The organism is Rhizobium sp. HT1-10 (assembly GCF_049472505.1).
In the GTDB taxonomy this organism is placed as follows: domain Bacteria; phylum Pseudomonadota; class Alphaproteobacteria; order Rhizobiales; family Rhizobiaceae; genus Rhizobium.
Genome location: NZ_JBCEBQ010000013.1, coordinates 1 through 22,924, shown reverse-complemented (window position 1 = coordinate 22,924; position 22,924 = coordinate 1). Strand labels below are relative to the sequence as shown.

At 58.5% G+C, this 22,924-nt stretch carries 21 protein-coding genes and 1 pseudogene; 10 read left to right on the top strand and 12 right to left on the bottom strand.

The window, feature by feature from the left end; genetic code table 11:
* Positions 1-82: 82 nt before the first annotated feature.
* Genes VH564_RS23110 through argE form a run of 3 tightly spaced genes read right to left on the bottom strand, consistent with a single transcriptional unit; the run spans position 83 to position 2,518 of the window.
* Complete coding sequence (locus VH564_RS23110) at positions 83-436, bottom strand: cupin domain-containing protein (RefSeq protein WP_423342200.1); 354 nt, start codon at positions 434-436, stop codon at positions 83-85.
* Between the two features lie 19 nt (positions 437-455).
* Positions 456-1,379: a 2-hydroxyacid dehydrogenase gene (locus VH564_RS23105; protein ID WP_423342199.1), complete on the bottom strand. Its 924-nt coding sequence runs from the start codon at positions 1,377-1,379 to the stop codon at positions 456-458.
* A gap of 14 nt (positions 1,380-1,393) precedes the next feature.
* Positions 1,394-2,518: an acetylornithine deacetylase gene (gene argE / locus VH564_RS23100; protein WP_423342198.1), complete on the bottom strand. Its 1,125-nt coding sequence runs from the start codon at positions 2,516-2,518 to the stop codon at positions 1,394-1,396.
* Between the two features lie 264 nt (positions 2,519-2,782).
* On the opposite strand from argE, the gene VH564_RS23095 reads away from it, so the two are divergent.
* The 3 genes from VH564_RS23095 (at position 2,783) to VH564_RS23085 (ending at position 5,812) form a co-directional block, all read left to right on the top strand.
* The gene (locus VH564_RS23095) at positions 2,783-3,640 is read left to right on the top strand and encodes a GNAT family N-acetyltransferase (protein ID WP_423342197.1); all 858 of its coding nucleotides are present in this window, start codon (positions 2,783-2,785) and stop codon (positions 3,638-3,640) included.
* A 70-nt stretch (positions 3,641-3,710) separates the two neighbouring features.
* On the top strand, positions 3,711-4,703 hold the full coding sequence (locus VH564_RS23090; protein ID WP_423342196.1) for an ornithine cyclodeaminase family protein: 993 nt from the start codon (positions 3,711-3,713) through the stop codon (positions 4,701-4,703).
* Between the two features lie 116 nt (positions 4,704-4,819).
* Positions 4,820-5,812: a threonine ammonia-lyase gene (locus tag VH564_RS23085; protein ID WP_423342195.1), complete on the top strand. Its 993-nt coding sequence runs from the start codon at positions 4,820-4,822 to the stop codon at positions 5,810-5,812.
* 354 nt (positions 5,813-6,166) lie between these two features.
* On the opposite strand, the pseudogene VH564_RS23080 reads toward VH564_RS23085, so the two are convergent.
* The 3 genes and pseudogenes from VH564_RS23080 to VH564_RS23070 form a co-directional block, all read right to left on the bottom strand.
* Positions 6,167-6,773: pseudogene (locus VH564_RS23080) on the bottom strand (IS6 family transposase).
* Positions 6,774-6,896: 123 nt separating this feature from the next.
* The gene (locus VH564_RS23075) at positions 6,897-9,041 is read right to left on the bottom strand and encodes a methyl-accepting chemotaxis protein (protein ID WP_423342246.1); all 2,145 of its coding nucleotides are present in this window, start codon (positions 9,039-9,041) and stop codon (positions 6,897-6,899) included.
* 18 nt (positions 9,042-9,059) lie between these two features.
* Positions 9,060-9,989 carry a substrate-binding domain-containing protein gene (locus VH564_RS23070; RefSeq protein ID WP_423342194.1) on the bottom strand — a complete coding sequence of 310 codons (930 nt, stop codon included), beginning with the start codon at positions 9,987-9,989 and terminating at the stop codon, positions 9,060-9,062.
* Between the two features lie 332 nt (positions 9,990-10,321).
* Between VH564_RS23070 and VH564_RS23065 the strand changes: the two genes are divergently transcribed.
* From VH564_RS23065 to VH564_RS23055, 3 genes are all read left to right on the top strand, one after another.
* On the top strand, positions 10,322-11,860 hold the full coding sequence (locus tag VH564_RS23065; RefSeq protein ID WP_423342193.1) for a PAS domain S-box protein: 1,539 nt from the start codon (positions 10,322-10,324) through the stop codon (positions 11,858-11,860).
* A 137-nt stretch (positions 11,861-11,997) separates the two neighbouring features.
* Complete coding sequence (locus tag VH564_RS23060) at positions 11,998-12,177, top strand: CsbD family protein (protein ID WP_423342192.1); 180 nt, start codon at positions 11,998-12,000, stop codon at positions 12,175-12,177.
* Between the two features lie 76 nt (positions 12,178-12,253).
* A complete protein-coding gene (locus tag VH564_RS23055) occupies positions 12,254-12,523 on the top strand; it encodes a BON domain-containing protein (RefSeq protein WP_423342191.1) in 270 nt (89 codons plus the stop codon).
* A gap of 363 nt (positions 12,524-12,886) precedes the next feature.
* Here the strand turns inward: VH564_RS23055 and VH564_RS23050 are convergent, their stop codons facing one another.
* The 5 genes from VH564_RS23050 to VH564_RS23030 form a co-directional block, all read right to left on the bottom strand.
* The gene (locus tag VH564_RS23050; protein WP_423342190.1) at positions 12,887-13,501 is read right to left on the bottom strand and encodes a DJ-1/PfpI family protein; all 615 of its coding nucleotides are present in this window, start codon (positions 13,499-13,501) and stop codon (positions 12,887-12,889) included.
* A 61-nt stretch (positions 13,502-13,562) separates the two neighbouring features.
* Entirely contained in the window at positions 13,563-14,513 is a 951-nt protein-coding gene (locus VH564_RS23045) for a substrate-binding domain-containing protein (protein ID WP_423342189.1), read from the bottom strand.
* A 56-nt stretch (positions 14,514-14,569) separates the two neighbouring features.
* Positions 14,570-15,562, bottom strand: coding sequence for an ABC transporter permease (locus VH564_RS23040; protein ID WP_423342188.1), 993 nt, complete (start codon positions 15,560-15,562; stop codon positions 14,570-14,572).
* Complete coding sequence (locus VH564_RS23035) at positions 15,559-17,046, bottom strand: sugar ABC transporter ATP-binding protein (RefSeq protein ID WP_423342187.1); 1,488 nt, start codon at positions 17,044-17,046, stop codon at positions 15,559-15,561. The genes VH564_RS23040 and VH564_RS23035 overlap by 4 nt, the downstream gene beginning before the upstream one ends.
* 100 nt (positions 17,047-17,146) lie before the next feature.
* Entirely contained in the window at positions 17,147-17,848 is a 702-nt protein-coding gene (locus VH564_RS23030; RefSeq protein WP_423342186.1) for a GntR family transcriptional regulator, read from the bottom strand.
* An 88-nt stretch (positions 17,849-17,936) separates the two neighbouring features.
* Between VH564_RS23030 and VH564_RS23025 the strand changes: the two genes are divergently transcribed.
* The 4 genes from VH564_RS23025 to VH564_RS23010 are packed head-to-tail and all read left to right on the top strand — an operon-like array spanning position 17,937 to position 22,530.
* Entirely contained in the window at positions 17,937-18,971 is a 1,035-nt protein-coding gene (locus VH564_RS23025) for an Ldh family oxidoreductase (protein ID WP_423342185.1), read from the top strand.
* Positions 18,968-20,194, top strand: coding sequence for an iron-containing alcohol dehydrogenase (locus tag VH564_RS23020; protein WP_423342184.1), 1,227 nt, complete (start codon positions 18,968-18,970; stop codon positions 20,192-20,194). The genes VH564_RS23025 and VH564_RS23020 overlap by 4 nt, the downstream gene beginning before the upstream one ends.
* 14 nt (positions 20,195-20,208) lie before the next feature.
* The gene (locus tag VH564_RS23015) at positions 20,209-21,696 is read left to right on the top strand and encodes an NAD-dependent succinate-semialdehyde dehydrogenase (protein ID WP_423342183.1); all 1,488 of its coding nucleotides are present in this window, start codon (positions 20,209-20,211) and stop codon (positions 21,694-21,696) included.
* A 15-nt stretch (positions 21,697-21,711) separates the two neighbouring features.
* Complete coding sequence (locus VH564_RS23010) at positions 21,712-22,530, top strand: alpha/beta hydrolase (protein ID WP_423342182.1); 819 nt, start codon at positions 21,712-21,714, stop codon at positions 22,528-22,530.
* Between the two features lie 109 nt (positions 22,531-22,639).
* Here the strand turns inward: VH564_RS23010 and VH564_RS23005 are convergent.
* Positions 22,640-22,924: integrase core domain-containing protein (locus VH564_RS23005; RefSeq protein WP_423342181.1), on the bottom strand; the 285-nt coding region annotated here is incomplete at its 5' end.

Below are 22,924 nucleotides of genomic sequence, written 5' to 3'. Positions count from 1 at the left end.
CTGTGCCGACCAATGTTTCCAAGGTTCTGAAGGCTGCGGCAGATACCCTCTGTGTGGCAGGATTGCCGCCGCCCTCATGCTGTCAGTTCACGACGACGTAGAACTTGCGCACCGTCTCGATCGTCTTCCAGACCCCGACGAAGCCTGGCTTCATCACGAAGCTGTCGCCGGTCCTGTAGGTGACGGGTTCACCGCCCTCGGGCGTGATTTCGACGAGACCGGAGAGGATGTGGCAGAATTCGAAAACCTCGCCCTTGATCGACTTCGTTTCGCCGGGGGTCGCTTCCCAGACGCCGGAGAGAACCTTGCCGTCCTTCGCCTCGTCCATCGCCCAGGTCTTGAAGGATGGGGAGCCGGCAATCAGCTTCTCGGGCGCCGGCAGCGATTCACGCGGCGCAAAGGTCGGGTTAGGGTCGAGGGTTTTCAGCAGGGACATGTCGATCCTTTCGGTTGTTTCAATAGCCTAGGCGTCGGTCGACGAGCCCGATGGGATCGAGGCCGCAGAGGTGACGTTTGATGTTGTCTATGACGATCCGCGCAGCGCTGGCTGGCTGGGTAACGCTGGCGATATGCGGTGTGACGATGATCTTGGGATGGGTCCAGAAGGGATGCGCTTCCGGCAAAGGTTCGGGATCGGTGACATCCGTCATCGCAGCCGAGAGATGGCCGCTGTCGATTGCGTCCATCAGGGCAGCGTGGTCCAACTGCGGGCCGCGGCCCGCGTGAATGAGAGCAGCGCCCTTCGGCATCTTTGCAAAGAGGCTCGCATCCAGAAAGCCGCGCGTCTCGTCCGTCAATGGCAGAAGGCAGATCAGGATGTCGCTTGCCCGAAGCATCGTATCAAGGCCATCGGCGCCGTGGTGACAGACAACGCCATCGAGCGTCCTAGCGCTGCGGCTCCAGCCGGCAATCGGGAAGCCGAGTAGCTGCAGCCGCTCTATGACGGCTTGCGCGAGCATGCCAAGGCCGAGAATGCCAATGCGGCACTCGCCGGCCTGCACTTGCGGCACGGGGGCCCAGAGCCGGCGCCTCTGCTGGTCGAGATAGGCGGGCAGATTGCGGTGAAGCGCCAGGACGGCCATCAGCACGTATTCCTGCATCATCCGGACAATGCCATCCTCGATCATGCGGACGATTTTCACATGGTTCGGCACCCGATCGAGATTGAACTGGTCGACGCCGGCACCGATGGAAAACAGGATTTCCAGGTTCCTGTAGCGGTCGAGATCGTCAGGCACCGTCCAGGTTATGAGGTAGCGGACGGAATCGGGATCGACGCTCTTCTCGTCCATGCTGAAAGACAGGTCAGGCAGCGCCTCGGCAAAGGCCGAGGCGAAGATTGCACCGCGTGTCTGGTCGGACCTGAAGAGAAATGTCATCGAAACCGTCCGCCTCAAGCCTGGCAGCGCTGGCCAAGCGCTTCAATGAAACTCTGGCAGGCGGCAAGCTCGCTTTCGAGAATGAATTCGTCGGGCTTGTGGGCGCGGCCGATGTCGCCGGGTCCGCAAATGAGAGCATCGATACCGGCTGCCTGATAGAGGCCGGCCTCGGTGCCGTAGCTGACTGCGCCGAGCGCCGTCTGGTTGGTGAGGTCTTCGACCAGGGCAACCAATGGAGATGACCGATCGAGCGCCAGCGCCGGGTAGGCGCTCATTTCGTCCCAATCGACGGAGAAACCCGCCTCGCGCAGTGCTTCCGCCTTCTTGCGGATGGGGGCAAGCAGGCTCTGCGGATTGACACCCGATATTGCCCGCGCCTCCAGTTCGAGGCGGCAAAGGTCCGGCACGATATTGATCGCCTTGCCACCACTGATCACCCCGGCCTGCAGCGACGAGTAGGGTGGCTCTAAGGCCTGATCGAACGGCCCGACGGACAGCCGTTCCGCTTGCTCGATTGCCGCATTGAGCACGCCTGCCATGGCATGGATGGCATTGAGGCCGAGGTCGGGACGGGAGGAGTGGCCGGCTCGCCCTCGGACGGTCACGCTGGCGGCGGCCTTCCCCTTATGGGCGAGAACGGCTCGCATATTGCTTGGCTCGCCGATGAGAGCGCCGAGCGGGGCGGCGCAAAGCGCCGGCAGTTTGGCGATCAGATGCGGCACGCCGCGGCATCCGACTTCCTCGTCGTAGGAAAATGCGAGGTGAATGGGACGGGTAAGGCCCGCCTTGGCGAGCTTCGGCGCGGCCGCGAGTGCTGCGGCAAGATAGCCCTTCATGTCGGTCGCGCCGCGCCCGTAGAGCCGTTCGCCGTCACGACGCAGGCTGAAGGGCGATGATATCCATTCGGCGTGTTCCGCGGGCACGACATCCATATGGCCGGAAATGATGTAGCCCGGCACGTCGCGTGGGCCGATGGTCGCAAACAGATTGCTGCGGTCGCCTTCCGGACCCGGCATAACGGTGACCGCGATATCTTCTGCTTGCAGATAGGTGCGGATCCAGTCGACGATTTCCCCGTTGGGCGTGCCCACGACGGTTGGAAACGAAATCAGCCGTGCCAGAATTTCAGTCGCGTTCATAGTTTCCCCGGTGCATGGACAAGCCGCCCCGCAATTTATGGTGATGATGAAGCATGACGGATTATGGGGGGATTGAATGCCGAACCTGCGTTCGCTTCGGTCGATTGTTGTGCTTCAATGGGCCTTAAGAGCGATTTATGCGGTGGCGTAGGTTTAGGATGGCGGGGCTGTCGCCAAAACATGGCGGGTTGCACCTAATCACTCTTGATTGCCGGGGGCGGGACGTTGGGGCCAAGCAAGAAAAATCAGATCGACGCCTTTTCAATGCAGATTGCCGACGTGCAGGATGCCGATCTGGACCAATTGCATGGGCTGTCGATTTCCGTCGGCTGGCCGCACCGGGGGGAAGACTGGCAGTTCCTGCGCGAGGTCGGCGAAGGGGTCGTTACCACGGACGAGATCGGCAGGATCATGGGGTCTGCCATGTGGTTCCGCCAAGCGGAAGATCTCGCGACAATCGGCATGGTCATCACATCGCCCCGCCTGCAGACGCAGGGAACCGGCCTCTGGCTGATGGACTATGCCCTCAAGGAACTCGAGGGCGTCAACCTCAGGCTGAATGCCACCCGGGCAGCGCAACGGCTCTATCATTCCCTCGGCTTTGCGCCGGAAAAGACGGTCTACCAGTGTCAGGGCATCGTGAAGGCCGGAGCTGGTGCGGCCTGTGGCGCGCCGAAGGGTGAAATCCGTCTTCTCACGGCAGAGGACCTGGCCGCCATCACGGCCCTCGACGGCGCGGCCTTCGGCGTAGTGCGCGCGGGTTTGATCGACAGGCTCCTCCGCCAGTCCGTCGGCTATGGCCTCTATCGCGACGACACCTTGAGGGCCTTTGCCCTCTGCCGGCCTTTCGGGCGTGGCCACGTGGTTGGCCCCATCGTCGCGTCAACCGATGCCGACGCCATCGATGTCCTCTCTCTCCACTTGAAGGAGCATGAAGGCCGGTTCCTGCGGCTCGACACCCACTTCGAGAGGGGCGATTTCGCACTTCTCGCCATCCGCAGCGGCATGTCTGTTTTCGACACCGTTCTCACGATGTCCCTGGGCAAGAGGCTGCAGGAGTTTGGCCCGGATGCTTCCGTTGCGCCGCTCACCTATTCGCTGGTCAGCCAGACCCTCGGATAGACGGCGTGACGGACGACACCGCGATCAATGGGCAGAGCCAGAAACGCCCGGCGAATTAAAAGGATGAAACATGAAGACGCTGCTCCTGAGAAAAGAGGACGTAAGCCGCCTGATCAGCAATCGGGACGTTATAGAGGCCGTCGAAGACGCCTACAGAGCCTTCAGTTCCGGTCAGGTCGAACAGCCTGACTATCTCTCGATCCACCTGCCTGCGCCTCGAGGGGAAATCGACTTCAAGCTCGGCTATTGCAAAGTCAACGAAACGATCTCCATGAAGGCCTCTTCGGGCGGCTTCAAGAACAACCCCGAAAGCTTCGGATTGCCGACTGGCATGGGGACGATCATTCTATTTGACGCACAGAGTTGCGCCCTCACCTGCGTGATGGATGGAAGCCTGATTACGGGTTTGAGAACGGGCGCCTCCGGTGCCGTATCTGTCAAGGCGCTGGCCAGGAAAAACGCCTCGAAAATCGCCTCGATCGGCACCGGAAATCAGGCGAGAATGCAAATCCGCGCCATCAACGAGGTCATGAAGATCGACGAGATCCATGCGTGGAGCCGCACGGTTGAAACGCTTGCAAAATTCAAGGACGATATCGAAAGCGAACTGGGCATTCCGGTCATCGTTACCGGCTCCAAGCAGCAAGCCGTCGAGAAGGCCGACATCCTGATTACGACGACCCGCGGCTTGGGCGCACCAGTCGAAGCAGCCTGGGTCAAACCGGGGACGCACATTGTCGCCATCGGAACCGATCAGCGCGGCAAGCAGGAACTGGAGCCGGAAATCTTCAGAAACGCGAAAATCGTCGTCGACTCGATCGCGCAATGTACCGAGAAGGGCGAGACCTGGCATCCGCTCAACCAGAATATCATCACCAGAGACGATATTCACAGCGAAATTGGCGAGATTTTGCTGGGCCACAAACCCGGTCGGGAAAATGAGGATGAGGTGACCATCTTCGATTCCACGGGAATGGCGATACAGGACATCACCACGGCAGCCAGGATCTATCGCAATGCCATCGAGCAGAACGTCGGAACCCAGTTTGAATTCTTCTCGTGAGCAAGCTCTCCCGGCCCCGGCGGAATGGCTTCATGTCCGGAAAGCCTCAGATCCTTCCAGATTTTTCCAAATAGACATCAACTCCAGATTCCTCTGAATTGCAAAAGGCGGCGAAGGTGAACCAGCAAGGCAGTCATCGCAACTACCCCACCATCGAGGATATCCGGGAGGCCCGGATACGACTGCAGCCCTATATCAAGCGCACGCCGCTGCTGCGCGCGGAACGGATCGAAAAGGCTGTCGGCTGCCAGCTCTATCTCAAACCGGAAACGCTACAGATTACCGGTGCATTCAAGATCCGTGGGGCTCTGAATGCGGTGCTCTCTCTGCCCAAGGAAAAGATCGCCAAGGGTCTGATCTCCAGTTCGTCGGGCAATCATGCACAAGGCCTGTCCTATGTCGCCAGGATGCTGGGAACGAAAGTCCTGCTGGTGCTGCCGACCACGACAGCGAAGTTGAAAATCGAGAATACGCGGGCTCTCGGCGCAGAAGTCATTCTTTTCGATGGCGATAATGCTGCCCGATGGAAACGGGTCTATGAATTAGCAGAAGAAAACGGCTACACGGTCGTACATGGATTTGAGGATCCGATGGTCATGGCTGGCCAGGGCACAATGGCCTGCGAAATCCTCGAGGACCTCGAAGACGTCGATACAGTGATCGTTCCCTTGGGCGGTGGAGGCCTAATCGCCGGTGTGGCGACCGCCATCAAGGAAACCAACCTTCGCGTGCGTGTCATCGGCGTCGAACCTGCCCTCACGCCAAAATACTTTCACAGTCGGCTGAACAAACAGCCGACGTCTCTACCGTTGCTTGACACGATTGCCGATGGATTGAGGATCAGCGTTCCAGGAAGAAACCCCTATCCCATCATCGAGAAATATGTCGACGAGATTGTTCTCGTTGATGACGTGCACATCATTCAAGGCATGCGGACCCTCGCCGTTGATGCGAAATTGATCGCCGAACCGGCAGCATCGATCGGCATCGGAGCCTTGTTGGCCGGTTCGATAGCTCTTCGGCCGGATGAAAAGGTGTGCGTCATCCTCACCGGCGGAAACTGGGAATTGGACGCCCTTGCGGAGATCTATAAATCTTCGGCTGTCTGACTTGGCTGATGGCACCTCCACGGATGTTTTAGCGCTAACCGACAGCGATGGTACCGCGCGTCTCATGGCGGTCTTGAATGGATATGAACACCGACCCCGGCATTCGAGGGACCGAGTGCTGGATGTTCGTGACCATTCAATTGCTTAGGACCTGCTCCGTGACTCTCTGCAGCGAACCAGCCCGACTTGAGATCACCTTGCGGATTGCGCTCAGGATGGGATGCTTGATCCCCTCGTCAGCCAGATCCGCAACAAGGGCATCGGCCTCGCTCACAAGGCTCTGTCGCAAATTTTTGCAAAGTCTGCAGAAAGAGCTATCGCTGGACACAGTTATGCAGCGCGCGCCGCGAATTGTTAAAATGCGGATTGGCCACTGGTTGAGAATTGCCGCTTGCGGATCACATGAGCCACCTCGATGCCATCCAATTACTGACGCCGACTGGAAGGATTTGAAGCCTTTCATGGGCCGGGTCAGCTGCTTGATAAACCGGTGATCTTGCTCGATCATGTTGTTGAGATATTTGACTTGGCAAATCTCGATCAGCCAAAACCATCCATGCTGTAGCAGCAGCCAGTTGACGTTTTGCAGTCCGGCCAGGTTCGCGCCGCTCTTGTCGATGACGACCTTTTCGGGCCAACCATTGTTGTCGATCGTGCGGGCGAAGAAGGCGCTGGCTGGAGGCTCATCACGATGCTCGGACAGCATGAAATCAAGGGTTTTACCGAATTTATCGACAGCGCTATAGAAATAGGTCCACTTGCCTTTGACCTGTATATAGGTTTCGTCCATTCGCCAGGAACGGCTGGTCGCGGATTTGCGGCGCCGGGCCTGAGAAGCGATAAGCGGCGAATATTTTACGACCCATCTGTTCAGCGTCGCGTGGTCAACGGCAACCCCGCGCTCGGCCAGAATTTCTTCCAGATCACGATAGGACACGGCATATCTGACGTAAAATAACACCCATTCATGGCACTATTTCCGACAAAATAGGCACTAATGCGTAATTTAAGCCGCTTCCAGCGGATATCCGTTGGCACGTTAGATGGTGGGCCCTGATGAGGCCCACCTAGATCACGGCCCGGTTTAGGACGCCAGAGCAAATGGATAGCCCTGCCTCCCATTGTCCGACTTCACCTTAAAGCGGCGAACCATATCAGCTAAGTGCTCCGTTTCCTGTGTCAGGTTCTGCGCGGCGGCGGTGGTCTGCTCAACCATCGCAGCATTCTGCTGGGTGACTTTGTCCATCTGATCGCCAGCGACCGAAACTTCACGCAGGCTGGTCGCCTGTTCGCGAGCGGCGACCGCGATCTCACCGACAGTAGCGTTCATCGCAGAGACCTGTTCAACGATCTGTGCCAGCGACACGCCGGACTGGCTGACGAGATCGACACCGGTCTCGACCTGGGCTGACGAGGTCGAGATGAGATCCTTGATCTCCTTGGCAGCCTTGGCGGACCGCTGGGCGAGTTCCCGCACTTCCTGTGCCACCACCGCGAAGCCTTTTCCAGCTTCCCCGGCCCGGGCTGCCTCGACGCCGGCATTGAGCGCCAGCAGGTTGGTCTGGAACGCGATCTCGTCGATGACGCCGATGATATTGCCGATCTTGGCCGACGAGTTCTGGATCTCGCTCATCGCCTCGATGGCGCGTGAGACGATCAACCCGCCCTTTTCGGCATTGGTCCGCGCTGTGGTAACTGCACCCTGGGCCTGGCCAGCGCCCTCAGCCGTGCCGTTGACGCCGCGGGTCACTTCACCGAGCGCCGCCACGGTCTGTTCCAGCGATGCTGCCTGCTGCTCGGTCCGCCGCGCCAGATCGTTCGATGCCGTGGCAATCTCGGACAGGCCGGAGCGGATGGTGCCGATGGCGTGGATGACTGAGCCGACAGCCTCCTCGAGGCTCGCAACCGAGCTATTGAAGTGATCGCGGATGCGGGCGTAGCGCGGATCGACTGCGCCGACCCGGACTGTTAGGTCGCCGCGAGACAAGGCGTCTAGCCCGCTCGAAATCTGCTGGAAGGCCTGTTCCATCACCTGGGCGTCGGCAAGGCGCTCTGCCTCCTGGCGAAGGCGTTCGTCCTCGGCTGCAAGCCGCGCACGCTCGGCATTGGCTTCCGCCACCAGCTTTGCGCGACCGGTTTGCTGGAACACCTGCAACGAGCGGGCCATGGCGCCCAGTTCGTGACGATGCTCGATGCCTTCGATCGTGATGTTTTCGTCACCATGGGCAAGCCGTTCCATGGCCTGCGCCATCTTGCTGATGGCGGATGCGATCAGACGGCCGAGCACATAGGAAAGGACCAGCCCGATGACGATCAGCAGGCCGCTGATGATGAGCGTCGTCGAGGTCGCCGAAGCAACGGTGCTTTCGACGGAACCGTCGAGCGACGTCTGCGCGCCGGTGATACGGGCCTGCAGATCGCGGAAGCCGCTGGCGATTTTCGCCGCTTCGGCCTTCATCCGCGTTTCACGGATCTGGTTGCTTTCGAGGAGGACTGCCTTCACGTCGCCAAGACGGGCCGTGTAGTTCTGCATCAACTGGCCGGCACCGGCAAGGCGCTTCCCCTGAAGCTCGACCTTGGCTGTCGCAGCCGACTTCGTGTTCATGTCGACAGCTTCCTTGAGCGACGACTGGGCAAGATCATAGGCCGCCAGATCATCCGCATGCACAAAGCGTTCGGAGAAATAGAGGCTGCGATTGAGCGCTTCCAACGTCTGGGCGGTCCGGTTCAGGAGGTCCAGGTCATTCTGCCGCCACGCGCTTCTCATAACGTCGTTGAGCGCGATACTGGTCCAAGGCCCGAACTCCGTGACCTTGGCGATTAGTGCATCGCGCTTGTCCTGCAGCTTCACCAGTTCCGCGAAGGCGGTGCTGTAGGCCTGCATGTCCTGGCGAATGGTCGTGATCCCCGCCTGCAAGGCCGGATCGCTGGCAAAACGCTGATCGTCCTGCAGGAACGCTGCAACATTCGTCTTGAATTGCTGTGCAACCGCATCACTCGGCGTCGACCGAAAAGCCTCCGCAGCCATCTGGATGTCGTGCAGCTTGTTGGAGTAGTCTGAGATCGAAAGGGTTTGGCTGGCCGTCGCTCTATAGGATGCGAAGATCGATGACAGGCTGTGCATGCCCGAGATCGCGTTGAGTGACAGGAGGCTCATCAGCAGGATTAACGGCACGAAGCCAGCCGTAATCTGGGCCCGAATGCCGAGTTTTTTCCAAAGTTGCATGATCTGTGTCCCCTCGATCTCTTACTGACTTTTCGGCAGGTATTGCGTGACGTTCTGAGGCGTTACCAGTTCGAACGGAACGTAGTTTTCGCGTTGTACCGTTTCTTTGCCAATCAGCTTGAGTGCGGTCTCTATGGCGGTTTTGCCCTGGCCCTGCGCACTTTGCAGGATGGTGACGTCAAGATCTCCGGATGTCATGGCGGCAAGGGCGTCATCGGTCGCGTCCACGCCGGCAACGATAACATCCTTCATCGATACTCCCTTGCGCTTCAGAGCTCGGATAGCGCCCAGCGCCATCTCGTCGTTATTGGCAATTACGGCGTCGAACTTGACACCGGCTGTCAGCCATTCCGTCACCTGCTGGTCGGCATAGTCTCGCGACCAATAGGCAGCCTGACGCTCGACGATCTTCATGTCCTTGCATTCCGGCCTGGCGAAAACAGTATCGACGTCCTGAGTACGGGCGCGGGCTGCGGCATGGAAGAGCTCGCCCATCAGCACGACGACCCTGCCCTTGCCCTTCATAATGCGGCAGACCTCGGCGGCCTGCAGGGTGCCTGATTCCTTCTCGTTCGAAGCCACGACCGCCTGGTCGGCTGGCAACTCGGCGAGGTTGGCGGGTTCGTTGTTGACGTAGATCAACGGGATGCCGCCATCCGCCGCAATCTTGGTCATCTGCGGACCAAGATCTCCGTCGGCTGGCGCAACGATGATTGCGCTCACTTTGGTGTCCGCAAATTTCTTCAATTGTTCCAGCTGACGGTCGTTGCTGCCATCTGCATTCTCGATTGTGACCGTCACGCCCGGCGTGGCTTTAGCGCTGGCGTTGATCGCGTCGAGCAAAGCCGATTTGTACTTGTCGAGTTTCGACATCGACACACCAATCGTCTGCGCCTCGGCGCTTACGGCAGAAAGTAGCAGCGAAATCGCTACCAATATGTTGCTATTCATCGTCAGCCCCGATCCATGATCCCAGCACGATACATTACGGCAACATAGTAAACATTTACCTTATATGCTGAGGACTGAGACAGGTATCGTCTTCTTCGGAGCGTCTGCTTTGCAGCGTGCCTGATATAATGACATGGCTGTGGAAGAATTCATATTCTGAGCCGCATTGGCCAGTTTAACTGTTTTCTCCAGTAGCTGGATCAGAAAGAACTCGTCGTTGCGATTGCGTTTGCACTCCAGGGTGATTGAACCTTGACGAAATCAGATCGGCACAGGCTATTTCCTCGCGGCTAAACTCACCTACATCCACGCCTCAAAATGAGGAGTGTGACATGGACGAAGTGCAGGCGCCGAAGGTCAATCGTTCCATTCTCCAGGAGGTCATTGCGGGCCTCAGCGACGGCGTCATTCTCGTCGATCCCGATGGATCGATTGCCTGGGCCAACACGGCTGCGCTGGCGATGCACCGCATTGAAACGCTGGATGAGCTCGGCAGTGATGCGAAAGGCTACCGCCGCAATTTCACGCTTCGCTACCGCAACAACCATCCCCTGGAAGAAGGGCAATATCCCATAGAGCGCCTGCTCTCCGGTGAAACGGTCGACGACGTGACCGTGGAAATCTCGCCGTCATCGGACCTGGACCTGGTGTGGGTTCACACGGTGCGGAGCCTGGCGATAGCCGATGGCGGCGAAAAGCCCGATGTGCTTGTGCTGGTCATGCGCGACGAGACACCTCGCTTCGAGGCCGAGGAGCGCTTCGAGCGCGCCTTCAACGCCAATCCGGCACCCGGGCTCATCTGCCGCCTCGATGATCACCGCTTCATTCGCGTCAACCAAGGTTTTCTGGAGATGACGGGATTTACCAAGGAAGATGTGGTTGGCAAAAGCGTTGAGGCCCTCGGCCTGTTCGCCAACTGTGAAACCGGCGAGGATGCGCTGACGAAACTGGGCGAGGGACGCGTCATCCGCCACCGGGAAGCGCTGGTACCCCTCCCTGATGGCGGCGACCGACTGGTGATCGTGGCCGGAGAGCCCATTTCGGTGGTTGAGGAGCCCTGCATGCTCTTCACATTTGCGGATCTGGACGGTCGCCGCAAGGCACAGAATGCGCTCCGTCAGAGCGAGGAGCGGTTTTCGAAATCCTTCCGGCTGTCTCCAGCGCCGGCGGCCATCTCGCGGCTCGACGACTTTGTTTTCATGGAGGCCAACGACGCCTTTTTGCAAATCTCCGGATATGCCTCTGCGGAGGTGGTCGGCCGCACCGCCGGCGAGTTGCATCTCTGGGAGGATGTCGCGGCGCGCCGGGCGATCGAACAGAAGCTGCGCGACAATACCTTCATCCGCGACGAGCCCATGCAGATGAAGCAGAAGTCAGGGGGAGCGGCGGAGTGCCTGGTATCCGCTGAACGGGTGGAGATCAACGACCAGCAATGTGTGATCTGGGCCCTGCAGGACGTGACCGAGCGTAGGCGCAGCGAGGCGGAACTGGTCGAGGCCATCGAAAGTGTGATGACCGATACCTCGTGGTTCAGCCGCTCGATCGTCGACCGGCTGGCAACGCTCAAGCACAGCTCCACCGGCCGTGCGCCAACAGCACAGCTTTTCGAGCTGAGCGAGCGGGAACGCGAGATCCTCGGCCTGATCTGCAGCGGGCAGAGCGACGCCGAAATGGGCGAGCACCTGCATCTTTCGAAGAACACGATCCGCAACCATGTTGCCTCCCTCTACGGAAAGATCGGTGTCAACCGGCGGGCAGCAGCCGTCATCTGGGCGCGCGAGCGCGGCTTCACGGGCACGTCCGAGGGAAAGGTCAAATCTCCCAAGCCCAATCCTAAGACTGCAGCCCAAAAAAACCCGCAGAAATCGTGAAAAAAGGTCACTAGATACTAGGCAAGCTGGTATTTCCCAATCTGCAAGAGGCCAGTTCCCAGCGCTATCTTCTTCAGCATGGCACCGGCAAGACCGGCGTCAGCATCGGAAGCCATCCCTGAAAGGAGATTACCGCTATGGACAAGAACCGTATCGAAGGTGCCGCCAAGGAACTCAAGGGCACGATCAAGGAAACCGTCGGCAAGCTGACGGGCAACGAGCGACTGGAAGCGGAAGGCAAGTTCGACAAGGCTGCCGGCGAAGTCCAGAGCACCGTTGGCAAGGGTAAGGATGCCGTCAAGGACGCGCTCAAGTAAGCCCGCCACCTAAATCCGCATGATCGCCGGCTCGTCGGGAGTGACGAGCCGATAGCCCAATGGAGGCGATTTCCAGATGATATTCTTGCCCTACCCCGCCGTATCCATGACCGCGTCGCGCGATTGCTCGATACGGATCGCCATCGAGTGTTCCCTCGCCTACACCTATGGGCACGCGGAATGGGATATCGAGGTCTCCGTGTCGGAAGGCCGCGTCACGCTGAGCGGCCGGGCATCTTCGGTGCCTGCGGCGACAAGGGCAGCCGAGATTGCTGCCGACTTCACGTCGAAGCCCGTTCTGAACACCATCGAGATCGCTTCCGACCTGCCAGCAGCCCGACCCTAGCGTCTCGAAAGCGCTCTCAGGCTCTCTTGACCATTTTATATTGCTCTACGGATTGCCTCTGTCATAGTGGCGCTCCCGTGTAGAACCTGGCCCATAGCGCTTCCCTCCATTCCAAGGAAAATATTGCACCATCAAACCCGGGATCAAACATCTAGGAGACAGAAGCGGACGCGCCTCATTCGTCACGCAAAACTCCGGGACTACGGGACCATACCGGACGAGCGCGAGAACATCCGGAAAGTGGCCTCTCTTTTTACACGCCCAACTTCAGAACTACCCCTGTCTGGCGCGGTTCGCGGGAAATATAAATGGCCGCCCGAGGGCGGCCATTTGTCATCATCCAACATCGCACATTGAACAGTGTTAAGCAGCCTTGGCGACGTCTTCGCTGTGACGGATCTCGGTCCCGAGGACTTTCAGGCACTCACGGATGAACGCTGCAAGTGCGGTCCAACCCTTCGCTGACACCATGGTGCCATCCACATACGCTTCTGTGGGCGAAAGATCGATATAGGTGCCGCCAGCAAGTGTAACTTCGGGCTCGCAGGCTCCAAGAGCTGCCACCTTTTTACCACGAACCACACCGTCGACGGCGATCAGGATTTGCACACCGTGGCAGATCGTGAAGATAGGCTTCTTCGTCTCGTGGAAGTGCCTGACAATGGCCTGAACCCGCTTGTCTGTCCGGATGTATTCCGGACCGCGGCCGCCCGCGGCATAAACCGCATGGTACTGGTCCAGTTGTTTCTCGGCTTCCGAAAATGTCTTGTTGATCGTGAAGAAATGGCCGAGCTTTTCGGTGTAGGTCTGATCGCCCTCAAAATCGTGTAGCGACGTTTTGATCAGGTCGCCCGCATTTTTGTCCGGGCAGATGACGTGAACGGTATGGCCGATCGCTTCCATCGCCTGCTGGAAAACGAAAATCTCGTATTCCTCAGTGAATTCACCTGTCAGCATCAGTATTTTCTTGCCTGGCATGCTTCTCTCCTCTTGCTACATGCAGTGGGGCGGCACGAGCCGCCCCGGTGTGGGTTAGTGGTTAGAACGGCGAATCTGGAAAATAGTATTCCTTCGCATTTGCCTGGGTGATCAGCGGAGCGTCTAGCTTGACGGTTCCGCGCACTGGCGCTTGACCGATTAGATTGGCGACGGTCATGTAGATTGCCGTCTTGATCATCGCTGGTGGATATGGGGTCTCAACTGGCGTCATCGCATCTCCATCGATGACCTTCTTGACGATGTCTTTCATGCCATTGCCGCCGAGAGCAAGCTTGATGTCCTTGCGGCCCGACTCCTTGACAGCTTCAAGTACGCCGAGAAGCATGTCATCATCGTTGGCCCAGACGGCATCGATCTGCGGATACTTTGCAAGGTAGTCCTGCATCAATTTGAAGGCCTCGTCGCTGTTCCAGTTTGCGTACTGGATGTCGAGGACTTTGAGTTCCGTGCCCTGGATGGCGTCGTTGAAGCCCTTGATGCGCTCGTCGTCGATGACCGTCGGGATACCGCGCAGAACGACGAGATTGCCCTTGCCGCCAAGTTTATCGATCATGTACTTGGCGGTATTGCGGCCAACAGCGATGTTGTCGCCGGCAAGGTATAGGTCCTGGATCGTAGCGTCGCTCAGACCGCGATCGACGACAGTGATGAACGTTCCAGCGTCCTTGACGGCCTTGACCGGGGTTGTCAGTTCTTCCGAGGAATACGGCAGAATGACCAGGGCATCGAGCTTGCGCCCAGCAGACAAGTCTTCCAAGGCACTCACTTGCGCGGTTGCTGATGGTGAGGTCTTAACGATGACCTCAACACCGGGAAATGCAGCGTTTATTTCCTTGGCCGCCGCCTGTGCATGGTAGACTACCCCTGCCGTCCAACCATGGTCGGCTGCCGGGATCGACACCGCAACAACCTTCTTATCGGCAGCGAGCGCTTGGCCAGCGAGCAGCAAGCTCCCGATCGCTGCTGCCGCAATCAATTTAGACTTAAACATATAATTCCTCCCAGAATTGGACCAAAAATTAGACATCCATGCGGTCCTGACACGGATTATTTCGAAAACCTTTGAATGAGCATCGCAATGATGATGATGACGCCCTGAACCCCGGCTACCAGGTATTCCGAGACGAAATCGGACAGGACCATCAGGTTTGCGATCAGCTCGAGAATGACGGCACCCGCGACCGTTCCCCAGACGTGGCCTTTGCCACCGCGCAATGCCGTACCGCCGATCACGACGGCGGTGATGACCTGGAGCTCCCAAAGAACCCCTGTTGTCGGCGTCGCGGCTCCAAGACGTGGCACGTAGCAAATGGCAGCGATTGCAACGCATGTGCCCTGGATAGCGTAAGCAATCGTGCGGGTTTTGATGATGGAGATGCCTGAATAGCGGGCGACGTCCTCGTTTGCCCCTACAGCCGCACACTTCCTCCCGTACTTCATTTTGTAAAGAGCGAAGGATGCAACGGCGGCGACCGCGATCGAGATCAGGATGGGGACCGATACTCCGCCGATCGTACCGAAGTACACTGGGCGATAGGCCTCACGCAGGCTGCGGGCGATCGGGATCGTCCCTCCGTCCGACATGTATGTGATCAAGGCGCGGAAGATGCCCATCGTCCCAAGCGTCGCAATGAACGGTTCGATCTTGCCGGCGGTGACGATCAGGCCGTTCATAAGACCGCAAGCGGTGCCAACCACGATCGCCACGACCATCCCGGCTGGAATTACCGCGAGACCCCATTCGGGTGCCATGCTGTTCATGAACATGATGGTGATGCCCGTGATGAAGGCTGCCATCGACCCGACAGATAGATCCAGTCCCCCCGAGGAGATAACAAACGTTGCGCCTACAGCGATAATGGCGATGAACGCGCTTCGGGTGATAACATTTCCAAGATTGGTTGCTGAGAGGAAATCAGGGTTGATGACGAACCCTATGACCAGCAGTGCCAGCAATGCCAGAAACGGTCCCACATCAGCCCAGCCGATGTTCCATTCCCGCTCTTGCCGCAGTGGCGTCGAGCCTACGACTGCACTCATGTCTTCCCTCCCTGCTTGTCTCTTGTCGTCACATTGCTTGTCGCCAGCAGAGCTATTTCATGTTCCGTCATTGTCTCGCCGCTCACCTCACCGGTGATCCGCCCCTCCCGCATCACAAGGATTCGATCGCAGATCCCAATCAGCTCCTGCATTTCCGACGAGATGACGATGCAGGTTCTGCCCTCGCCGACCAGTTGGTGGATGAAGGCGTAGATCTGTGCTTTGTTGGCGATATCGATGCCACGTGTCGGTTCGTCGATGACGACAAGAGACGGACGTGTCATGAGAACTTTCGCCAGAAGCAATTTCTGCTGGTTGCCTCCGGAAAGTTGCCCCGCGTTAACTCCGAGCGTCTTGAGCCGAATATCGTACGCATCGACCGCGTCGACTAGCGCTGTCTGCTCACGAGCCCTGCGCATCATCAGGCCAGGGTGAAACCGCGAAAGCGAGGATAGCGTCAGATTGGGCCCGAGCCGCTCGTGGAGCAGTAAGCCCTTTCCTTTTCGATCCTCTGTGAGGTAGCCGATGCCTGCGTCCATGGCCGCCCGAGGCGAGCGGATGTCTATAGTCTTGCCGTCGAGCATGACCGATCCGCTGGCTGCTCGCAGTCCCATGATGCCTTCAAACACCTCGGTTCGACCCGCACCTATCATACCTGCAAACCCGAGGATTTCGCCCTTCCGTGCGGTGAAGGAAACGTCCTTGGCATAGCCGGGGACCACCAGGCCCCGGACCTCAAGCGATGGATCTTCCGATGTTTCAGATCTTTTCCCTGGATATAGGGCCGCAAAATCCCGGCCGACCATGAGGCGGGCCATGTCCATTTGGGTGAGGCCACTCCCCGGGTACGTTCCCACGAGCTTGCCATCACGAAGGACACTCACCTTGTCGGCTAGACGCTGCACCTCGTCGAGACGGTGACTGATATAAAGAACCGCTGCTCCCTGCTCCTTGAGCTGCAGGATGATTGCCAGAAGCCGCTCGACTTCGTCTCCCGTAAGCACTGCGGTCGGCTCATCGAAAATGACGAGTTTGTACTCATCAAGAAGCGCGCGAGCGATCTGGACCAGTTGGCGATCGGCGAGCGAAATCTCTCGAACCAATGCGTTCGGCTTAACGTGACACCCTAGCTGTGAGAGCTTTTCGGTTGCAAGGCGCCGCATCGTGCGGTCGTCGACCATTCCGTTGCGCATCAACTCGCGTCCGAGAAACAAATTCTCCGCAACCGTCAGACCATCTGCAAGCAGGATCTCCTGATGCACCAAGACGATCCCAGCCCGCTGTGCATGCTCCGGTTTTGAGAAGGCGACCTTCTGACCAGCGATCGTCATCGTCCCGGACGTCGGCTCTGCGTAGCCGGACAGCAGCCGCATGAAGGTCGATTTTCCTGCGCCGTTTTCTCCGATGATGGCATGAATTTCGCCAGGAAAAATATCGAGCGAGACATCGGAAAGAACTGTGACCGGACCATAGTCCTTCGACATTCCCTGCGCCCGAAGGACTGGATGATGCCCGTGACGATCAACGCTCCTCACGTCATCCCTCTCCCGTTGCACACTCAAAACAGTGGACATGGAAGGGTCCTCACTCGAACGCCGGAAGAAGGCGATCACGCGAATGCTCCAAATGCGCCCGCATTGCTTTCTCGGCTGCGTTGGTATCCCCGGCAGCAAACGCCGCTAACAGGGCTTCATGCTCGTCCAGGGCTTCCTCGGTGACCCGCGAATGGAACATCAGGCGGAAAATATGGAAATGCGTGTGCTGGTGATTGAGCGTCTCGCGGATCAACTCGTTTCCTGCGAACTCCATTATCCTGTCGTGGAAAACCGCGTCCTGGCGGGCAAACGTCGAATAGCGAATGCGCTCGTCGGTCCCGTCCCTGCGGCCCATCACTCCACCCGCCTCCTGAAGTGATGCAAGCTTCGCCTCATCCATTCCGGCAGCCGCTTTGGCAGCACCATACGGTTCAAGCAACAGGCGCAGTTCGTACAATTCGTCGAACCTGCGACGGGTAATTTGTGGGGCGGCGCTGTAACCGATCAAATGGGTCTTGACGACCAACCCTTCACCTTCGAGCCTGCCAAGCGCCTCCCGGATAGGGGTCTGAGAAACGTTCAGTTCCCGTACCATGTTGTCGACGGATATCCGGCCTCCGGGCGAGATCTTCAGCGCCATAAGCTGAGCGAAGATCGCTTCATACACGCTTTCCGCCAAACTATTGGCGCGCTGGATAAAGCCGCTGTGATCGGGTGCATTCGTACGGTTCGCTGAATTTTTGTTCTGCATATCGTAACCTCTTGACATGGACGACAGCTAACACGATGGTGCCTTATATGCAATCCCATATCCTATAGGATTTAATATTGGAGACTTCATGAGGGTTCTACGAGAGGATGCGCTGCATTTGGCTTCGACCCTCCTGGAAGGCCGAAACGCACCGCCCGCGTCCGCCGCCCTGCAGGCACAGGTGCTTGTTGATGCGGAGCTGAAAGGTCACCCGTCGCACGGACTTCAAAGGCTGCCCCGAATCCTGACACGGATCGAACGCGGCCTGATCGATCCTCGATCCGACGGCGAAGCGACTTGGCGCTCTGTTTCGTTTCTGGAGGTTGATGGACTCAAAGGATTGGGGCCCGTCGTCGCTGTATCAGCCCTGAAGCAATTGAGTGCGAGGGCGGAAAGCACGGGCGTCGCCATATGCGGCATTCGCAACTCGAACCATTTGGGAATGTTGGCTTATTATGTGGAGTGGCTCGCTACCCGTGGCCAGGTCGGCATTGCCTTGTCATCAAGCGAAGCTTTGGTTCATCCCTTCGGCGGTACACGGGCCGTTCTTGGAACCAATCCTTTAGCGATTGCTGTTCCGACTGCAAACAGGCCAATGGTGGTCGATCTTGCCACGGGTGTCGTGTCGATGGGTAAAATTCACCATCACGCTGCGAACGGCCTGTCGATCCCACTTGGCTGGGCGCGCGATGATACAGGCCAACCAACGACAGATGCAAGTCGCGCCACGAAGGGAGCGATTGCTCCGTTCGGCGACGCCAAAGGCTATGCTCTGGGCATGGCTCTGGAACTCCTCGTCGCCGCGCTGGCGGGCTCCGCCTTGGCACCGGACGTAAGAGGCACGCTTGATGCTGACACTGTTTGCAACAAGGGAGATGTCTTTATTGCAATCGACATCGGCATCCAGCCCGAACTGATGCATCGCCTCGCCGCCTATTTGGACCTCGTCCGCGCCTCGCCCCCGTCAGATGAGAGCATATCAGTGGCCATACCTGGCGACGGCGCAGCGGACAGGCGCACCCAGGGTCTCATCCATGGCTTCGAGATCGCGCCGAAACTTTGGCAGGACCTCAACGCCCTTTCCCAGTTCACAAGATCGCTCTCCAAAGGACATGCACGATGACCCTTTTTGCCGCTATCCGGCTCCCGCAAGAAATCCTCTTCGGCAAAGGCCAGCGCCACGCCTTGCCCAAGGTGGCCACAAGGCTTGGGAAACGCGCGTTGATCTGCACTGACGAAAGATTTTCCGGGACGGACATGTTCGCTGATATCGTCGCGTCGCTTAAAACGGTATCGGTCGAAATCCTGGTCTACGACGCTGTCCAGCCGGATGTTCCGCAAGAGACCGTTTCGGTATGCGTTGACCATGCGCGGGAGTTCAAGCCCGACATGGTGATCGGCATCGGCGGCGGAAGCTGCCTGGACATGGCGAAGTGTGCGGCGCTGCTTTTGACCCACGGCGGTCGATTGCAGGACTATTATGGCGAGTTCAAAGTGCCAGGTCCGATCCTTCCGGTTATCGCCGTTCCCACCACAGCTGGCACCGGCTCCGAAGTAACGCCTGTCGCAGTTATCTCTGATTCCGAGCGCACGCTTAAAGTAGGCATCTCGAGCCCGTACCTGATCGCGACGGCAGCAATCTGCGATCCGGAACTCACCATGACCTGCCCGTCAGGATTGACGGCAATCGCTGGTGCCGACGCCCTCACCCATGCTATCGAGGCGTTCACGGCTGCCCGGCGTGGTGACGACCACAAGCTGGCACAGAACCACGTGTTCATCGGCAAGAGCGCGCTCACGGATCACTTTGCCTTGCTCGCTATCAAGCTGTTGGGACGCAGTCTTGAAAAAGCTTGCAAAGATGGCAGCGACGAAGATGCGCGAGCAGACGTCATGATGGGTGCTCTCGCCGCCGGCTGCGCCTTTGGAACAGCAGGGACTGCTGCAGCGCACGCCGTTCAGTATCCGGCAGGAGCGCTTACCCACACCGCACACGGCCTCGGCGTCGCGACCATGATGCCGTATGTCATGAACTACAACCGGTCCGTTTCGGTCTCTGAGATGGCGGAAATCGGATCAGCCCTTGGCCTGGACAGTGTTGGGGTGGAAATCGAGACCCAGGCGAAAGCTGCGATCGAAGAAGTCCGCAGACTCTTTGCTGCCATCGGGATCACGCCCACACTCGCAGATCTCGGGCTTCCTGCCGACAAGCTGGACTGGACTGCCGAACAGGCTCTTGGCATCGACAGATTGATCAAAAACAACCCCAGACCTTTCGATCTCGACGCCATGAAGCGTCTTGTTAAGGCAGCTTACGACGGCGACCTCGCCGCGTCCGCAAATTGATATCGAGGAATGCCATGACCATCGCTCAGAAAACACCCCACCCTGACCATCAAATGCCCGACATCGACGCTGCGTCCCGCGGCCTCTACATCGATGGAGCCTGGCGACCGTCTCACAGCGGTCAGGTGATCGACGTTGTCGATCCGTCGAGCGGAGAACGTCTGGCCTCCGTGCCGGACGCAACGATCGAGGACGCGCGTCTCAGCATCGATGCGGCTGCAGCGGCGGCCCCCTCCTGGCGCGCGACCCCTCCCCGCCGTCGCTCCGAGGTCCTGCGCCGGTGTTTCGAGTTGATGATCGAGCGCTCCGAGATGCTGGCGACTCTCATCTCAATGGAAAACGGCAAGGCGTTGCGAGATGCCCGCAGCGAGGTCGCCTATGCCGCAGAATTCTTCAGATGGAACGCGGAAGAGGCGGTTCGTATCACGGGAGAATTCGGGATCGCACCTGCAGGTGCCAACCGCATCATCGTCGACTATCAGCCGATCGGTATCTGCCTGCTGATAACGCCGTGGAATTTTCCGGCAGCAATGGCGACACGTAAAATTGCGCCTGCTTTGGCTGCCGGATGCACGGTGATCCTGAAGCCCGCAAGCGAGACACCGCTGACAGCCTATGCGCTCGCGGCAATCTACGAAGAGGCTGGAGTTCCTCCAGGCGTCGTGAACGTCCTTACGACGACCACTCCTGGACCCGTCACCGCGGAGGTCCTTGCAGATCCTCGCGTCAGAAAGCTCTCATTCACTGGCTCTACCGGGGTTGGGCGTCTGCTGCTGGCGCAAGCTGCCCAGCACGTTGTCTCATGTTCGATGGAACTGGGCGGCAACGCGCCTTTTCTGGTGTTTGACGATGCGGATCTGGAAGCTTCGCTGGATGGCGCAATGATTGCGAAAATGCGCAATGCGGGGGAAGCCTGCACCGCTGCCAACCGCTTCTATGTTCAGTCCGGAATATATGATGCCTTTGCAACTGGCCTGTCGAAGCGCATGGCCGCGCTGAAGATAGGTGCGGGCGTTGACGGGGCGACCGAGTGCGGGCCGATGATTACGCGCAAAGCCGTCGAAAAAATTGGCCGTCTGGTTGAGGATTCGAAAATGAAAGGCGCGCGCGTTCTATGCGGCGGAGAAGCACCGGAGGGACCCGGTTTCTTCTACCCACCAACTGTTTTGGTCGATGTACCAACCACCTCCGAGATGGCGCATGAGGAAATCTTCGGTCCGGTCGCGCCTCTCTATCGCTTTAACACAGAGGAAGAAGCCATTAGCCGTGCAAATGATACCGAGTACGGTCTTGCTGCCTACGTCTACACCCGCGATCTCGCTCGCGGCTTGCGCGTCTCCACGCAGATTGAAGCTGGAATGATCGCACTTAACCGCGGGCTTGTCTCCGACCCTGCTGCACCGTTCGGAGGAGTCAAGCAGAGTGGCCTCGGTCGCGAAGGTGGTCAGCACCACGGCATTGCCGAGTTCATGGAAGCAAAATATATCGCGACGAGCTTCTGAACCAGGAGATGTGATTTGGACATCGACCCCTTCCGTATCCGTGCCCATGTGGCAGAATTTGACGCCATCGTAGAGGACATCGTCGCGGCAAGCGTCCGAACACGTGAGACGCTGCAGATGGAGGCAGATATCGCTTACGGGACAGGTAGCGACGAAACGCTGGACGTTTTCTTTCCGGCAGGCTCTCGTGGAAAGTTACCTGTGCATATCTTTGTCCACGGCGGCTATTGGCGAATGTTTTCCAAGCGGGATTATTCCTACGTCGCAGAAACTGTCACTCGCACCGGTGCCATCGCCGTCATCATCGACTACTCGCTGATGCCGAAGATGAGAATGAATGTGCTCGTCGATCAGGTACGGCGCGCGGCGCGATGGGTAGCCGAAAACATATCTGCTTATGGCGGAGACCCGTCTCGGCTTACGGTAAGCGGGCATTCTGCCGGGGCCCACTTGGCGACGTTCCTGTTTCACCAGCAATCCTCGCCATCAATGGTCCGCGCCGCGCTGCTTCTCGGCGGCGTCTACAATCTCAAGCCGCTGCAGGCTTCGTTTCTTGCACCAGAAATTGGGATCACCGATACAGAAGTAGCGGCATTCTCGCCAATATCCCATTCGTATGATACCCGCTGCCGCGTCGTTGTCGCCGTCGGCGCTGACGAGACGCCGCCGTTTCATCAGCAGGCGACCGAGTTTGCCATTTCATTGGAGCAGCAAGGTTTGGCTGTGTCCGTGCAAACCATCTACAGCGCTAACCATATGAGTAGCGTCCGCGATCTTGGCCAGTTAGAGAGTGCGTCGGGCACTCTCTTGAGGACGTTGCTGATAGGGGTTTAGCAGGCCGCGGAACGGCCTATCGCGCCTGGTCAATATGCGGAGGAAAGCAGCGCCTACGTCATTCGCGGGTCTCTCATCCGATGAGTTCACGTGACCTTGCCCCCAAGTTTTATCCAGTTTTGAGTTCGCTCCAGCGGTTTTTGGTTTCTGTTGTTGGGTCGGTAGCGGCGGGTTGCGGTGCGGAGCCATTTCGGCTGCGCAGCACCGCATCACGTCGCGGGTTGAGTGTCCGAGCGAATTCGGCCGGTGTCAGCCAGCCAAGGCCTGAATGCGGGCGTTGATCGTTGTAATCGCTACGCCAGTTTGAAAGTGCAGACCGGGCATGAGCAAGCGACGAGAACAGCGTTTCATTCAAGAATTCGTCGCGCAGCCGCCCGTTGAAGCTTTCGATAAA

Bases quoted from the DNA above. Each gene is read 5' to 3' on its own strand.
- VH564_RS23110 (WP_423342200.1), bottom strand. From the start codon at position 436: ATGTCCCTGCTGAAAACCCTCGACCCTAACCCGACCTTTGCGCCGCGT.
- VH564_RS23105 (WP_423342199.1), bottom strand. From the start codon at position 1,379: ATGACATTTCTCTTCAGGTCCGACCAGACACGCGGTGCAATCTTCGCC.
- argE (WP_423342198.1), bottom strand. From the start codon at position 2,518: ATGAACGCGACTGAAATTCTGGCACGGCTGATTTCGTTTCCAACCGTC.
- VH564_RS23095 (WP_423342197.1), top strand. From the start codon at position 2,783: ATGCAGATTGCCGACGTGCAGGATGCCGATCTGGACCAATTGCATGGG.
- VH564_RS23090 (WP_423342196.1), top strand. From the start codon at position 3,711: ATGAAGACGCTGCTCCTGAGAAAAGAGGACGTAAGCCGCCTGATCAGC.
- VH564_RS23070 (WP_423342194.1), bottom strand. From the start codon at position 9,989: ATGAATAGCAACATATTGGTAGCGATTTCGCTGCTACTTTCTGCCGTA.
- VH564_RS23065 (WP_423342193.1), top strand. From the start codon at position 10,322: ATGGACGAAGTGCAGGCGCCGAAGGTCAATCGTTCCATTCTCCAGGAG.
- VH564_RS23060 (WP_423342192.1), top strand. From the start codon at position 11,998: ATGGACAAGAACCGTATCGAAGGTGCCGCCAAGGAACTCAAGGGCACG.
- VH564_RS23055 (WP_423342191.1), top strand. From the start codon at position 12,254: ATGATATTCTTGCCCTACCCCGCCGTATCCATGACCGCGTCGCGCGAT.
- VH564_RS23050 (WP_423342190.1), bottom strand. From the start codon at position 13,501: ATGCCAGGCAAGAAAATACTGATGCTGACAGGTGAATTCACTGAGGAA.
- VH564_RS23045 (WP_423342189.1), bottom strand. From the start codon at position 14,513: ATGTTTAAGTCTAAATTGATTGCGGCAGCAGCGATCGGGAGCTTGCTG.
- VH564_RS23040 (WP_423342188.1), bottom strand. From the start codon at position 15,562: ATGAGTGCAGTCGTAGGCTCGACGCCACTGCGGCAAGAGCGGGAATGG.
- VH564_RS23035 (WP_423342187.1), bottom strand. From the start codon at position 17,046: ATGTCGAAGGACTATGGTCCGGTCACAGTTCTTTCCGATGTCTCGCTC.
- VH564_RS23030 (WP_423342186.1), bottom strand. From the start codon at position 17,848: ATGCAGAACAAAAATTCAGCGAACCGTACGAATGCACCCGATCACAGC.
- VH564_RS23025 (WP_423342185.1), top strand. From the start codon at position 17,937: ATGAGGGTTCTACGAGAGGATGCGCTGCATTTGGCTTCGACCCTCCTG.
- VH564_RS23020 (WP_423342184.1), top strand. From the start codon at position 18,968: ATGACCCTTTTTGCCGCTATCCGGCTCCCGCAAGAAATCCTCTTCGGC.
- VH564_RS23015 (WP_423342183.1), top strand. From the start codon at position 20,209: ATGACCATCGCTCAGAAAACACCCCACCCTGACCATCAAATGCCCGAC.